This is a genomic window from Actinokineospora lacus, from assembly GCF_053813445.1.
The window spans coordinates 687,389-699,691 of sequence record NZ_JBQERA010000001.1; the positions used below are offsets into that span (position 1 = coordinate 687,389).

Genomic DNA, 12,303 nt, shown 5'->3' on the forward strand with positions numbered 1-12,303 from the left:
GGGGAGGTGCGACGATGACGGGCGTGAGGGCGGACGACGCGGTGCGCGGGCTGTTGGGGCTCCTGGCCGACGGCGCGGGCCGGGAGCGCCTCGCCAAGGTGGCCGCCGCGGCCAGGGCCGAGGGCGTCCGGGGCGAGGAACTGGCCGCCATCGAGCGGGCCACGGAGGACGCGCTGCGGGTGCGCGCGACCGTGGCGGCCCACCAGCGGCGGGAGACCGAGCTCGCCGCGCTGTTCGACACCGCCAGCGACCTGGCGCAGCTGCGCGACACCGACGCGGTGCTGCGCTCGATCGTGCACCGCGCCCGGATGCTGCTCGGGGTGGACGTGTCGTACCTGAGCATGAACGACGAGCGCAGCGGCATCACCTACATGCGGGTCACCGACGGCTCGGCGTCGGCGCTGTTCCAGCAGGTCACCCTGGGCATGGGGGAGGGGCTGGGCGGGCTGGTCGCGCAGTCCGCGCGGCCGTACGCGACCCGGGACTACTTCGCCGACGAGCGCTTCCTGCACACCTCGCCCATCGACTCCTCGGTCAAGGACGAGGGCCTGCGGGCCATCCTGGGCGTGCCGCTGGCCCTGGGGTCGAAGGTGATCGGCGTGCTCTACGCCGCCGACCGCACGCCGAGGGACTTCGCCGCCGAGGAGGTGGCGCTGCTCAGCTCGCTGGCCGACCACGCCGCCATCGCCATCGACAACGCCCACCTGCTCGACGAGACCCGCCAGGCCCTCGCCGACCTCAACCAGGCCCACAAGACCATCAGCGCGCACAACGCGGCCATGCGCCGCGCCGAGGAGGCCCACGACCGGCTCATGGACCTCGTCCTGCGCGGCGGGGACCTGCCGTCGGTGGCCGCCGCCGTGGCCGACGTGCTGCGCGGGGGGATCGCCGTGCACGACGCCGCGGGCGTGGAGCTGGCCAGGGTGGGCGAGGCCGCCGCCCCCACCGCGGAGGCCGTCGCCGCCTCCCGGGGGACCGGCCGCGCGGTGTCCACGGGCGAGACCTGGGTGTGCGCGGTGCTGGCCGGGCCGGAGCCGCTGGGCAGCCTCGTGCTGACCGGGCGCCCGACGCTGGACGACGCCGACCGGCGGCTGTTCGAGCGCGCGGGCGTCGTCACCGCCCTGCTGCTGATGCTGCGGCGCTCAGTGGCCCACGCCGAGGACGAGGTGCGCGGCGAGCTGCTGACCGACCTGCTCACCGCCCCCGACCGCAACCCGGCCGCCCTGCTCGACCGCGGCAGGCGGGTCGGGGTCGACCTGACCGCGCGCTTCGCCGTGCTGGTCGCCACCGCCGACCGCGTGCCCCGGCGCAGGCTGGCCCTGGCCGCGGCCCGCTACGGCGCGCTGGCGGGCGTGCACGCCGAGCAGGTGGTGCTGCTGGCCCGCGAGGAGCGGCCCGGCGCCCTGGCCGCCAGGATGGCCCGCGAGCTCAACGCCGCCCTCGACGCACAGGTCACCGTCGGCGCGGCCGGACCGGCGCGCGGCCCTGCGGCGCTGGCCGACGCGCACGCCGAGGCGGCCCGCTGCGTCCGGTCCCTGCTCGCCCTCGGCCGCGCGGGCGAGGGCGGCTCGTCGGCGGACCTGGGCTTCGTCGGGCTGCTGCTGGGCGACCGGGCCGACCTGGACACCTACGTCCGCGACACCCTGGGCCCGGTCCTGGACTACGACGAGCGCCGCGGCACCGACCTGCTGCGCACGCTGGAGGCGTACTTCTCCTGCGGCACCAACCTGACCCGCGCGAAGGAGGTGCTGCACGTCCACGTGAACACCGTCGTGCAGCGCCTGGAGCGCATCGCGGCCCTGCTCGGCGCGGACTGGCAGGAGCCCGGCCGGGCGCTGGAGATCCACCTGGCCCTGCGCGTGCACCGGCTGGCTAGAGAACGACCGTCGGCGTGACCACGGTGCGCGGCCTGCCGCCGTTCATCTTGACCAGGATCTGGGTGGTGCCCCGGGGTACCTCGGTCAGCACGAACCGGCCGCCGACGTCGGCCATGGTCGAGGTCGTGCCGTGGTCGGCGACCCGGACCTCGACACCGTGCTCGCCCGCCGGGACCAGCCAGCCGTCGATGCGGTGGCACTCGCCGGTGCGGGTGACGTTGACCATGACGGTCAGGTCGCCCACGAAGAAGGTGATGGTGCCGGGGCCGCCGCCGCGCACGCCGACCAGGGGGCGCTGGTCCATCCACAGCGCGGCCTCCAGCTCGACCTCCGCGTCGATGTCCTCGATGGCGACGGCGAACTGTGAGCGCTCCACCAGGCCGGGGGGCACGGGGTCGAGCTCGTCGACGAGGTAGGCGACCTGGTCGAGCCAGTACTGCTGCTCCGCCGGGTCCATCCCGGGGTCGTCCACGGTTCTCATCTGCCACCCTCCCCATCGTCGTACAGCGCGCGCAACGACTTCAGGCAGCGGCCGCGGGTGGGCCCGATGCTGCCGTGCGGCATCCCCAAGGACTCGGCCACGGTGCGGTACTCGGCCCGGCCCGCCACCACCGTCAGGCGCAGCAGGTGCCTGCACCGCTCGGGCAGGCGGGCGAAGGCGGCCCACAGCTTGCGGTCGCGCTCGCTGCGCAGCGCCTCGGACTCCGGCAGCGGCTCGTTGCCGGGCACCTGCTCGGCGTACTCGGGCAGCAGCTCGGTCTGGGCCGCGATGCGCTGGCGGGTGCGGTTGGCCTCGCGGCGGGTGGTGGTGATCAGCCAGCCCGCCAGCGCCCGCGGCTCCTCCAGGCGGTCGAGGTGGCGCAGCAGCGCCAGCCAGACCGTCTGCACGACGTCCTCCGCGGTGGTGTAGTCCAGGCCCGTCCCGCGCGCCACATGCCAGACCAGCGGGGTCAGCTCGGCGATCAGCACGTCCAGCGCGCGTTTGTCCCCGCCGCGCGCCGCGAGCATGCACGCGGCGTAGCGCTCAGATCCGGCCAGCCCCTCCCAGGGCGGGTTGGTCCCTACCGTGTGGAGCTCGGTCACCGCTCCCACCCCAACTTCCGTTATCCGGGGTTGTGCTTCCTGGTGCCTCTGGCTGCCTCGCCGGAACCCGCCGCGGTGCGTCCCCACCGCCGCGAGCTCGTCCGTCGAGATGACGCCGCGGACCATCAGTGTCCCCCGGGCGCGATCGCGCCGACGGCGGGCCTCCCGGCCCCGCGGTCTCGTGCCCGCCGCTTGGCTCATTTGTTCCTCCACAGTGACGGTACTGTCGCGCTCCGGACATCTCAAAGAGCGATCACGGGCTAGCTGGATACCTTTGACCGGGAAAAAGTTCGCGCCGGCGACGAGGTGCGCGCCCTCGGAGTCGGCCGTGCCCCGGCTAACCTGGCGGCCGTGACCTGGACCATCGCCGGAACCCTGACAGTCCTGCCCGCCGCCGAGCACCCGGAGCTGCTCGCCGAACCCGTCGCCAAGGCGCTGGCCGGGCTGGCGGACGCGGGCCGCGTGGGCGTCGCCGCGATCGACCCGGAGCTGGCCGACACCGCCGAGTTCTGCGCCGCCTACCAGTCGCCCCTGGCGGCCTCGGCCAACTGCGTCGTCGTCGCGGGCAGGCGCGGCGGCGAGGAGCGCCTGGCGGCGTGCCTGGTGCTGGCCACCACCCGCGCCGACGTCAACGGCGTCGTGCGGCGCAGGCTGGACGTGCGCAAGGCGTCGTTCGCGCCGATGGACCACGCCGTGGCGATCACCGGCATGGCCTACGGCGGCATCACCCCGGTCGGCCTGCCCGCGGGCTGGCCGCTGCTCGTCGACGCCGCCGTGGCCGCCGCGCCGGAGCTGGTCGTCGGCAGCGGGATCAGGGGCAGCAAGCTGCTCATCCCCGGCGACGTCCTCGCCGCGCTGCCCGGCGCCGAGGTCATCGAGGGACTGGGCCGGGCAGGGTGAGCATTACGGGCGAGCATCGGCGTGGCCTCCGACACTAGGCTCATGATCGTGGACTACGCCGCGTACATCGACCACATCCGCGACCAGACCAACGCCATGCGGGCGGCCGCCGAGAAGGCCGGGCCGGACGCGCCGGTCGGCACCTGCCCCGGCTGGACGGTGACCGCGCTGGTGGAGCACCTGGCCACCCTGCAGTCCTGGGTCCGCCAGGCACTGCCGCTGCCGCCCGAGGGCCCCGCGCCCGAGCGGCCCACGCCGCCCGCGCAGTGGCCCGCCCTCCTGGACTGGTGGGCGAGCGAGGCCGAGGGCATGTACGACCTGCTGGCCGCCACCGACCCGGCGACCCGCATCTGGTCGTTCCTGCCCATCCCCGACGTCACCGCGGGCTGGTTCGCCCGCCGGGGCGCGCACGAGGTCGCCATCCACCGCCTCGACGCCGAGCACGCCGTCTCCGACGAGGTGCCCACGCTGCTCTACGACACCGAGTTCGCCGCCGACGGCGTCGACGAGCTGCTCGACCTCGTCGGCGGCGCGCCCGCGCGGACGAGCGGCACGGTCCTGCTGCACGCCGCCGACGCCGAGCGGGTCTGGCTCATCACGCTCACCGAGGGCGAGCCGCTGCGGGTGGAGACCACCGGGCTGGACGCCGACGCCACCGTCGTGGGGACCGCCGACGCGGTCTACCGCGCCGTGTGGGGCCGCCCGAGCACCGCGGTGCTCGGCGGGGACGCGGCGCTGGTCGCCGCCCTCAAGTCGTTCTGAGCGGAGTGACCTGGGACAATCCGGGCGTGTCCTCGAACGAGCGTCGCTTCGTGATCAGGTTGGGCTGCCCGGACCGCACCGGGATCGTGGCGGAGATCGCGACGTTCCTGAGCGAGGCGGGCGGCTGGATCGTCGAGGCGGACTACTACTCCGACCCGGACACGAACTGGTTCTTCACCCGCCAGGTCGTGCGCGCCGACTCGATGCCCTACGGGGTGGACGAGCTGCGCCGCCAGTTCGCCGAGGTGGCCCGGCGCGTGGGCGCGCGGGCCGAGTGGGACATCGTGGACACCGCCGACCGCCCGCGCGTGGTCATCCTGGTCACCAGGGAGGCGCACTGCCTCTACGACCTGCTCGGCCGGGTGCACAGCGGGGAGCTGCAGGCGGACGTGCGCGCGGTGATCGGCAACCACGCCGACCTGGCCCCGATCACCCGCGCGCACGGCATCCCGTTCCACCACGTGCCCTTCCCCGTGGCCGACCCCGAGGGCAAGGCGGCGGCCTTCGCCCAGCTGCGCCAGCTCGTCGACGCCGCGCACCCGGACGCGATCGTCCTGGCGCGGTTCATGCAGGTGCTGCCCACGGAGCTGTGCGCGGAGTGGTCGGGGCGCGCGCTCAACATCCACCACAGCTTCCTGCCCTCCTTCGTGGGGGCGCGCCCGTACCACCAGGCGCACAAGCGCGGGGTGAAGCTGATCGGCGCCACCTGCCACTACGTCACCGCCGAGCTCGACGCCGGGCCGATCGTCGAGCAGGACGTCATCCGGGTCGACCACAACGACTCGGTGGCCGACATGGTGCGCAAGGGCCGCGACATGGAGAAGGTCGTCCTGGCCCGCGGCCTGCGCTGGCACTTGGAGCGCCGTGTGCTCGTGCACGGGAACAAGACCGTCATTTTCTGATAGCGGAATTAATTCGATTGCCTGGCGGCGCTATTGCCGGGCATCCTTTGTTCTGTGAGCGACACCGACCCCCGCAACCAGCTGACCATGCTGTCCACTTTGTCTCTCTTGGCCCGCCCGACCTGGGAGGACCGCGAGTGGTCCTGCGCACAGGCCGTACCGGCCTGCGCGGGGTGACTCGAGTTCCGATCGCCTTTCCCCGATTGTCCGGGGAATTCCACACCACCGATCCCGGGTGCGCTCGGGTCTGCCCGGCTGGTCCGGTCGTCGCCGTGAGCGGCGGCCGGGTCGGCCATTTTCGCGTGCCTTTAATTCCTTACGAAGTGGTTGGCCGCTCGGGCGCGTCGCGGGTGCCATGGGTGGAGCACTGCGCGGGTCGCGGCGAGTGCGCCGAGGTCCTCGCTACTGGCCGAGGTCGCCGGCGAGGTTGTCGAGCAGCGCGGTCAGGCGGGCGTGCAGCCTGGGCGGGGCGGTGACGCGCTGGAGCAGGCCGCGGGGGCCGTTGGCGCCGTCGTGCGCGGCGGAGAGGCGGACGCTGGTGGTCTCGGCGGTGCCGTCGACCGTCCAGGTGAACACCAGGCTGGAGTGCCGGTCGGCCTCGACGACGGAGTCCTCGACCGTGGTGACGGTGAACTCATGGCGGCGGCCGTCCAGGGTGAAGGCCGGGGTCGGCTCGTAGTCGGTGAAGTCGGGGGTCAGGATGCGCGCCCTGGCGCCCGCGTAGTCGGACACCGCGGCGCGGACCCGGTCGACCGGCAGCGGGACGAGGCGTTCGGCGATGGCGTGTATCTGGTTCATGGTCACCCCTAAGCTACCCGGCGTGCGCACGGAGTATGCCGACCTCGACGCCCTGCGGGCGGCCCGCGCCGCCAGGCACGACCTGCGCGGCGCGGTGCTCGTCGGACTGGACCTGACCGACCCGGCCGACGACCGCCTGCTGCGCACCGCCCTTGACGGCGCGCTGCTGCTGGGCTGCGCGCTGACCCCGGAGACCACCCGGCGCGCGCAGGCGGGCGGGGCGCTGCTGTTCCCGGCCGTGCCGGACCTGCCCTACGAGGTGTACCGCTCGCGGCTCTACACCCCGGAGGAGCTGTTCGCCGGGTTCGACCCCGCGCGCCCGGGGTCCTACGCCGACACCCCGGACGCCCGCGTGTACCGCTACACCCGCACCCAGGCGCTGGACCCGCTGCACGCCATCGCCGAGCGCCTGCACGACCACAGCATCACCACCGCGCTCAGCGACGCGCTCACCGGCCACCCCGTCGCGGTCATGGGCGGCCACGCCCTGGTCCGCGACTCCGAGGGCTACCGCGAGGCCGTCGAACTGGGCCGCCGACTGGGCCGCGCGGGCTTCACGGTCCTCACCGGCGGCGGCCCCGGCGCGATGGAGGCCGTCCCCCTGGGCGTCCGGCTGGCCGCGGCCGACCCCGAGCCCGCCCTGTCGGCGCTGTCGGCGGCCCCCCGCTTCGCCGCGTCAGGCGCCGACGCCGCCACCGAGATCGGCGTCTGGCTGGCCGCGGGCCTGTCCGTCGACCTGCCCGCCGACCCCCGCCCCCGCACCATCGGCATCCCCACCTGGTTCTACGGCCACGAGCCCCCCAACCCGTTCTGCCAACTGCACGCCAAGTACTTCGCCAACTCCGTGCGCGAAGACGGCCTCCTGACCATCGCCACCGGCGGCATCGTCTACACCCCCGGCAGCGCGGGCACGGTCCAGGAGGTCTTCCAGGACTACACCCAGAACCACTACGCCAGCACCGGCCCCCCAGCCCCCATGATCTTCCTGGGCACCCGCTTCTGGACCGAGGACGTCCCCGCGGCCCCCCTGGTCCGCCGCCTCGCCAAGGGGCGCGCCGCCGAACAGTGGATCACCATCACCGACGACACCACCGAAGCCGTCGACGTCCTCACCACCTACGCCACCACACTCGCCTGAACCAGCCAATAAAACTTCGGCAGTCAATCCCGAACCACTGAAGGTCGTCTTCCCGTTTCCAAGAACTCGATCAACCCTTGTCGTACCTGTGTGATGTCCACTTCGACATCGGCCTGCACTTCGCTGAGGTTTCCCATGTACACGTACTCGACGTACTCCTCCGGGCTGCCATTCCCCTTGGTGCTGCCGCCATCCTCGGCGTGATATTGGATGAAGCCTCGTTCTTGACCGAGGCCGACTTCAAGGACGGGCAACCCCTTGCGGCCGTTGATGGACACTTGAATAGCGGCCGGGCATCGGTGGTCGACGGTTTCTCGCAGCACCCGGTCGACCAGCGCGTCGAGTTCCTCCTGCGTACGGATGATGATTTCGCCATCACCCTCGCGAAAGTCATCTCCGGCGTCCTGGTCATACCAAACTGCTAGCTCGACCACTTCTCTCCTCCTTCGAAGGTGCCGTGGTAGTTGGGGCCGTGGACAGTGAGCCTGTAGCCCTCGGGCAGAATGATGGGAAGCAGCTCGCGGCAACCCAGGATACCGGGGCACGGTTGGTTGTTGACAACTACCTCGATGTGCTTCGCGCCTGAACGGATCATGCGAACCGCGACTTTCATCTCTACGTGGTTCACCGCCATTGTCTTTGCCCTTGGCGGGATGCCTGCCTTCAAAAGCCGTTGCCACACTTCGGCCGACTCGTCGTCCATGCCACTGACGATGACCTCGTCGCTGCCCATCACCTTGCCGTGCGTCTTCTTGCCGCTGGGGTTGGGTTTGGGAACTTCAGGCGGCAGGGTGGCGAGGACGTCCCTGACCTGCCTCTGCTTGTCCGACGACAAGCCGGACGTGACCGTCGTGGCGTCCGGCGTGGTCCCGGTTGACTTCCTGTTCGGCGACCTGTCCTTTGACCTGTCCGCTTCCGGCGTAGACGCACCCGTTCCCGTACCACCCACCAGATTCGTTAAGTACTGCTCCACCAACGCTTTGGTCTCGATGACACTTTGGTACACCTGCCCAAGCTGCTGCTTGCTCTGAGCGAAAAGCCCGAGCACTTGCCTGGCCTCGGGTTGTTGGCTGCCTTGGGCGGCGTTGGCGAAGGTGAGCTCAGCTTGGTGGATGAGGTCGAGTGCTTGCGTCAAGGCTGTCAGGTCGAGAAGGTCTAGGACCTGCCGCAACTCGGCGACGATTTTCTCGACTGACACCCGTTCCCCTTGACGACGAGCATCGGTAGCCGTCTTCCGCCTCGGGCGTCACTTCCGCATGGCGTCGGCTGGCCTCTTGGCCCAGTGCTTAGCCGAGTAAACCGGCGCGCTGGGCGAGGACGGCGGCGGTGACGCGGTTGGCGCAGCCGGTGGCGGCGAGGATTTCCGAGACGTAGCCGCGGACGGTGGATTCGGAGAGGCGGAGGTCTTCGGCGATCTCGGAGTTGCTGCGGCCCGCCCCGATCAGGCGCAGGACGTCGCGCAGGCGGTTGGAGAGGCGGGCCACCTCGGCCGCGGCGCCGATGCGGTCGAGGTGGTGGGTGGCCATGTGGCCCATGAGGTCGCGGGTCAGCGACGGGTCGAGGACGGAGCCGCCGCGGGCGGCCACGCGGACGGCGCGGACCAGTTCGTCGGGGTCGGTGTGCTTGAGGAGGAAGCCGTTGGCGCCCAGGTTGAGGGCGGTGGCGACGGCGTCGTCGGCGTGGAAGGTGGTCAGCACGACGACGGCGGGGCGGTTCGGGGAGCGGCGGAGTTCGCGGAGGGTGTCCAGGCCGTCCATGCCGGGCATGCGCAGGTCGAGGAGCAGGACGTTGGGGGCCTGGGTGCGGACCAGTTCCAGGGCGCCCGCGCCGTCCTCGGCCTCGGCGACGACCTCGATGTCCGGGGCGGAGGCCAGGATGCGGGTGACGAAGGTGCGGGCCATCGGCTCGTCGTCGACCACGCCCACCCGGACGGGGGCGAGCCGAGCCGGAGACTTCTCGGCGTCTGTCTGCGTGCTCACGCCGCCCATCCGACCCCAACGACCGACCGGGGACAACCCGCCATTAGTAGGGCGCGACCGCCGCCCACGGCACGGTCACCTCGCCGAGGCGCCAGCGGCGGCGGCCGGGCAGCACCGGCCACGCCGCGGACAGCGCCGTCACCGCCTCCACCCACCTGGCCCGCGGCCCGAAGGGGGCGAACGGCGCCGCGGCGTCCCAGCAGGCGTCCAGGGCGGCCAGCAGCGCGTGCACCCGCTCGCCGGGGACGTTGCGGTGGATCAGCGCCTTGGGCAGGCGCTCGGCCAGGTCGGAGGGGCGTTCGAGGTCGGCGGGCAGGCAGGACAGGGTCAGGGTGCGCGGGCCGTCGGCGTCGAGGGTGACCCAGGAGCAGCGGCGGCCGACCTCGTCGCACGTGCCCTCGACCAGCACCCCGCCGGGGGCCAGCCGGGCCAGCATCGTCGACCACGCCTGCCGCGCCTCGTCCTCGGTGTACTGGCGCAGGACGTTGAACGCGCGCAGGACGTCCGGGCGCAGGCCCGCCAGCTCGAAGCCGCCGCGGCGGAAGTCCAGCGACGGCGGGTCGCACGCCCACGCCGCCGCCTGCACCCGGACGGGGTCGATCTCCAGGCCGACGACCCGCGCCGACGGGCACACCGCGGTCAGCCTGCCCGCCATCTCCACGGTGGTGACCGGGGTGGCGCCGTAGCCGAGGTCGACGACGAGGGCGTCGGCGGGCAACGGCAGGGTCGCGGCCATCCAGCGGTCGACGCGGCGCAGCCGGTTGGGGTTGGTGGTGCCACGGGTGGGACAGCCGAGCGCACGAGCCCGCCCCGCGGCGAGCCGAGGGGTACGGGCCATGGTCAGCGGACCACGGTCAGCAGGCTGTCGGCGGGCGGTTGCGGGCAGACGATCGTCAGCGGCTCGCTGTCAGTAGGCCGTTGTCGGCGGGCCTTCACATGTAGGTCGCCGATGGCAGGCTGTCGTCGGCCAGCGTTCGGCAGTGGGCCGTGGTGCGGCTGTTGTTGACGGCCTGTCGTCAGTGGGTCGTAGTCGCTAGGCCATTGTCGGTGGGCCGCAGGCAGTGGGGCGTGGTGAGGCTGTTGTCGGCGCGCCGACGTCGGGAGGTCGTCTTCGGTGGGGCGTTGCCGGCCAGCGTTCGGCAGTGGGGCGTGGTGAGGCTGTTGTTGACGGCCTGTCGTTAGCGGGCCGTGGTCAGGTCGCTGTTGGCGGGCCGTCGGTAGTGGGCCGTTGGCGGTGGGGCGTTGGCGGTGGGCCATTGTCAGCGGGTTAGCCACTCGGCGGTGAAGGCGGCTTCTGTGGCCAGCAGGCGGATCACCTGTTCGGCGATGACCGTCTCGATCTTGCCGCCGATCAGGGGGATCTTGACCCGGGCCGTGCCCTCGGTGCGCCACAGGCAGCCGGTGTCGGTGTCGGTCAGGGTGTGGGCGCCGGTGATCTCCCCTGGAACGCCGGACACCTGTGCTGACGTCGTGCCGGTGAAAGCGGTCGTCCACGTCTCGGTGCGGTCGACGACCAGGTCGCCGCGCAGCACCGAGCGGGCGACGGATGGCAGGTGCTCGGCGGGGACCATCTGGCGCAGCCGGTAGGTCACCGTCTCGCCCGCCGTGGTCAGGTCGACCAGGGCCGCTCCGGGGCCGCCGATCGCGGCCAGGCGCTCCTGCAGGTACTCCCGGCTCACCAGCGCCGCGCGCACCCGGGATGCGGGCGCGTCGAGGGCGGCGTGGTGCTCGATGCGGCTGGCCATGCGCAGGAGGTTACCGTTGGTGCCCGTGACCAGCCTTCCCCTCGGCACCGACCCGCGCACCGGCGTCCCGCTCAGCGGGTACACGACCCTCCGCCTCGGCGGTCCGGCCGCCGCGTTCGTGGCCGCGGCCACCGCCGCGGAGGTCGTCGCCGCGGTGCGCGCGGCCGACGCCGCCGACACCCCGCTGCTGATCATCGGCGGCGGCTCCAACCTGGTGATCGGCGACCTCGGCTTCGACGGCACCGTCATCCACCTCGAACACCGCGGCAGCAAGATCGACACCGCCGAGCCGGGCCGGGTCCGGCTGACGGTGGAGGCGGGCGAGGACTGGGACGTCGTGGTCGCGGGCACCGTCGAGGCGGGCCTGGGCGGGCTGGAGTGCCTCTCGGGCATCCCCGGCCTGGTCGGCGCGACCCCGGTGCAGAACGTCGGCGCCTACGGCGTCGAGGTCGGCCAGGTGCTGGAGTCGGTCGACGTCTACGACCGCGACGCCGGTGAGGTGCGCACCCACGGCGTCGACCAATTGGGCCTCGGTTACCGCACCAGCGTGCTCAAGGGCAGCGACCGCGCCATCGTGCTGCGCGCCCGGTTCGTCCTGACCGACGACGGCCTCTCCGCCCCGATCCGCTACACCGAGCTGGCCCGCGCGCTGGGCGTGCGCCAGGACCAGCGCGTGCCGGTCGCCGACGCGCGCGCGGCCGTGCTGGAGCTGCGCAGGGGCAAGGGCATGGTGCTCGACCAGGCCGACCACGACACCTGGTCGGCGGGCTCGTTCTTCACCAACCCGGTCGTGCCCGCCGACGCGGCGGACGCGGTGATGGCCCGCATCGCCGAGCGCGTCGGACCCGACGTGACCGTGCCGCGCTACCCGGCGGGCCCGGCCGCGTCGAAGCTGTCGGCGGCCTGGCTGATCGAGCGGGCGGGCTTCACCCGCGGCTACCCGGGACCGGGCGGGCGCGTCGGGCTGTCCACCAAGCACACCCTGGCGCTGACCAACCGCGGCTCGGCGACCACCGCCGACCTGCTGGCCCTGGCCGCCGAGGTGCGCGACGGGGTGCGCACGGCGTTCGGCATCGACCTGCACGCCGAACCGGTGCTGGTCAACTGCGTCCTCTAGCG

At 72.7% G+C, this 12,303-nt stretch carries 15 protein-coding genes; 7 read left to right on the forward strand and 8 right to left on the reverse strand.

Annotated features, from left to right (window positions below; translation table 11 throughout):
• Positions 1-14: 14 nt before the first annotated feature.
• The gene (locus ACTG9Q_RS03390; RefSeq protein WP_455571074.1) at positions 15-1,895 is read left to right on the forward strand and encodes a helix-turn-helix domain-containing protein; all 1,881 of its coding nucleotides are present in this window, start codon (positions 15-17) and stop codon (positions 1,893-1,895) included.
• On the opposite strand, the gene ACTG9Q_RS03395 is transcribed toward ACTG9Q_RS03390, so the two are convergent.
• Together ACTG9Q_RS03395 and ACTG9Q_RS03400 are read right to left on the reverse strand one after the other, a co-directional pair.
• On the reverse strand, positions 1,873-2,358 hold the full coding sequence (locus tag ACTG9Q_RS03395; protein ID WP_455571075.1) for a carboxypeptidase regulatory-like domain-containing protein: 486 nt from the start codon (positions 2,356-2,358) through the stop codon (positions 1,873-1,875). The two genes, ACTG9Q_RS03390 and ACTG9Q_RS03395, sit on opposite strands and share 23 nt — an antisense overlap.
• Positions 2,355-2,960: an RNA polymerase sigma factor gene (locus ACTG9Q_RS03400; protein ID WP_455571076.1), complete on the reverse strand. Its 606-nt coding sequence runs from the start codon at positions 2,958-2,960 to the stop codon at positions 2,355-2,357. Before ACTG9Q_RS03400 ends, ACTG9Q_RS03395 begins: the two co-directional genes overlap by 4 nt.
• Positions 2,961-3,311: 351 nt before the next feature.
• Between ACTG9Q_RS03400 and ACTG9Q_RS03405 the strand changes: the two genes are divergently transcribed.
• Genes ACTG9Q_RS03405 through ACTG9Q_RS03420 form a run of 4 tightly spaced genes read left to right on the forward strand, consistent with a single transcriptional unit; the run spans position 3,312 to position 5,701 of the window.
• Positions 3,312-3,860: a YbaK/EbsC family protein gene (locus ACTG9Q_RS03405; RefSeq protein WP_455571077.1), complete on the forward strand. Its 549-nt coding sequence runs from the start codon at positions 3,312-3,314 to the stop codon at positions 3,858-3,860.
• 42 nt (positions 3,861-3,902) lie between these two features.
• The gene (locus tag ACTG9Q_RS03410; protein WP_455571078.1) at positions 3,903-4,622 is read left to right on the forward strand and encodes a maleylpyruvate isomerase family mycothiol-dependent enzyme; all 720 of its coding nucleotides are present in this window, start codon (positions 3,903-3,905) and stop codon (positions 4,620-4,622) included.
• A 26-nt stretch (positions 4,623-4,648) separates the two neighbouring features.
• A complete protein-coding gene (purU, locus tag ACTG9Q_RS03415) occupies positions 4,649-5,524 on the forward strand; it encodes a formyltetrahydrofolate deformylase (protein ID WP_455571079.1) in 876 nt (291 codons plus the stop codon).
• 54 nt (positions 5,525-5,578) lie between these two features.
• Complete coding sequence (locus ACTG9Q_RS03420; protein WP_455571080.1) at positions 5,579-5,701, forward strand: hypothetical protein; 123 nt, start codon at positions 5,579-5,581, stop codon at positions 5,699-5,701.
• 225 nt (positions 5,702-5,926) lie between these two features.
• Here ACTG9Q_RS03420 and ACTG9Q_RS03425 read toward each other — a convergent pair whose 3' ends face one another.
• On the reverse strand, positions 5,927-6,322 hold the full coding sequence (locus ACTG9Q_RS03425) for an SRPBCC family protein (RefSeq protein ID WP_455571081.1): 396 nt from the start codon (positions 6,320-6,322) through the stop codon (positions 5,927-5,929).
• A gap of 22 nt (positions 6,323-6,344) precedes the next feature.
• Between ACTG9Q_RS03425 and ACTG9Q_RS03430 the strand changes: the two genes are divergently transcribed.
• Positions 6,345-7,460: an LOG family protein gene (locus ACTG9Q_RS03430; protein WP_455571082.1), complete on the forward strand. Its 1,116-nt coding sequence runs from the start codon at positions 6,345-6,347 to the stop codon at positions 7,458-7,460.
• Between the two features lie 23 nt (positions 7,461-7,483).
• Here ACTG9Q_RS03430 and ACTG9Q_RS03435 read toward each other — a convergent pair whose 3' ends face one another.
• The 5 genes from ACTG9Q_RS03435 to ACTG9Q_RS03455 all read right to left on the reverse strand — a co-directional run bounded on the left by ACTG9Q_RS03435 (position 7,484) and on the right by ACTG9Q_RS03455 (position 11,184).
• Entirely contained in the window at positions 7,484-7,894 is a 411-nt protein-coding gene (locus tag ACTG9Q_RS03435; RefSeq protein WP_455571083.1) for an Imm1 family immunity protein, read from the reverse strand.
• Complete coding sequence (locus ACTG9Q_RS03440) at positions 7,882-8,658, reverse strand: DddA-like double-stranded DNA deaminase toxin (RefSeq protein WP_455571084.1); 777 nt, start codon at positions 8,656-8,658, stop codon at positions 7,882-7,884. The genes ACTG9Q_RS03435 and ACTG9Q_RS03440 overlap by 13 nt, the downstream gene beginning before the upstream one ends.
• Positions 8,659-8,746: 88 nt before the next feature.
• Positions 8,747-9,439 carry a response regulator gene (locus ACTG9Q_RS03445; protein ID WP_455571085.1) on the reverse strand — a complete coding sequence of 231 codons (693 nt, stop codon included), beginning with the start codon at positions 9,437-9,439 and terminating at the stop codon, positions 8,747-8,749.
• 43 nt (positions 9,440-9,482) lie between these two features.
• A complete protein-coding gene (locus ACTG9Q_RS03450; RefSeq protein ID WP_455571086.1) occupies positions 9,483-10,277 on the reverse strand; it encodes a class I SAM-dependent methyltransferase in 795 nt (264 codons plus the stop codon).
• 421 nt (positions 10,278-10,698) lie between these two features.
• Positions 10,699-11,184, reverse strand: coding sequence for a DUF2505 domain-containing protein (locus ACTG9Q_RS03455; protein WP_455571087.1), 486 nt, complete (start codon positions 11,182-11,184; stop codon positions 10,699-10,701).
• Positions 11,185-11,209: 25 nt separating this feature from the next.
• Here ACTG9Q_RS03455 and ACTG9Q_RS03460 point away from each other — a divergent pair, with 25 nt between their 5' ends.
• A complete protein-coding gene (locus ACTG9Q_RS03460) occupies positions 11,210-12,301 on the forward strand; it encodes a UDP-N-acetylmuramate dehydrogenase (RefSeq protein ID WP_455571088.1) in 1,092 nt (363 codons plus the stop codon).
• The last annotated feature ends 2 nt before the right edge of the window (positions 12,302-12,303 follow it).

Bases quoted from the DNA above. Each gene is read 5' to 3' on its own strand.
- ACTG9Q_RS03390 (WP_455571074.1), top strand. From the start codon at position 15: ATGACGGGCGTGAGGGCGGACGACGCGGTGCGCGGGCTGTTGGGGCTC.
- ACTG9Q_RS03395 (WP_455571075.1), bottom strand. From the start codon at position 2,358: ATGAGAACCGTGGACGACCCCGGGATGGACCCGGCGGAGCAGCAGTAC.
- ACTG9Q_RS03410 (WP_455571078.1), top strand. From the start codon at position 3,903: ATGATCGTGGACTACGCCGCGTACATCGACCACATCCGCGACCAGACC.
- ACTG9Q_RS03425 (WP_455571081.1), bottom strand. From the start codon at position 6,322: ATGAACCAGATACACGCCATCGCCGAACGCCTCGTCCCGCTGCCGGTC.
- ACTG9Q_RS03450 (WP_455571086.1), bottom strand. From the start codon at position 10,277: ATGGCCCGTACCCCTCGGCTCGCCGCGGGGCGGGCTCGTGCGCTCGGC.
- ACTG9Q_RS03455 (WP_455571087.1), bottom strand. From the start codon at position 11,184: ATGGCCAGCCGCATCGAGCACCACGCCGCCCTCGACGCGCCCGCATCC.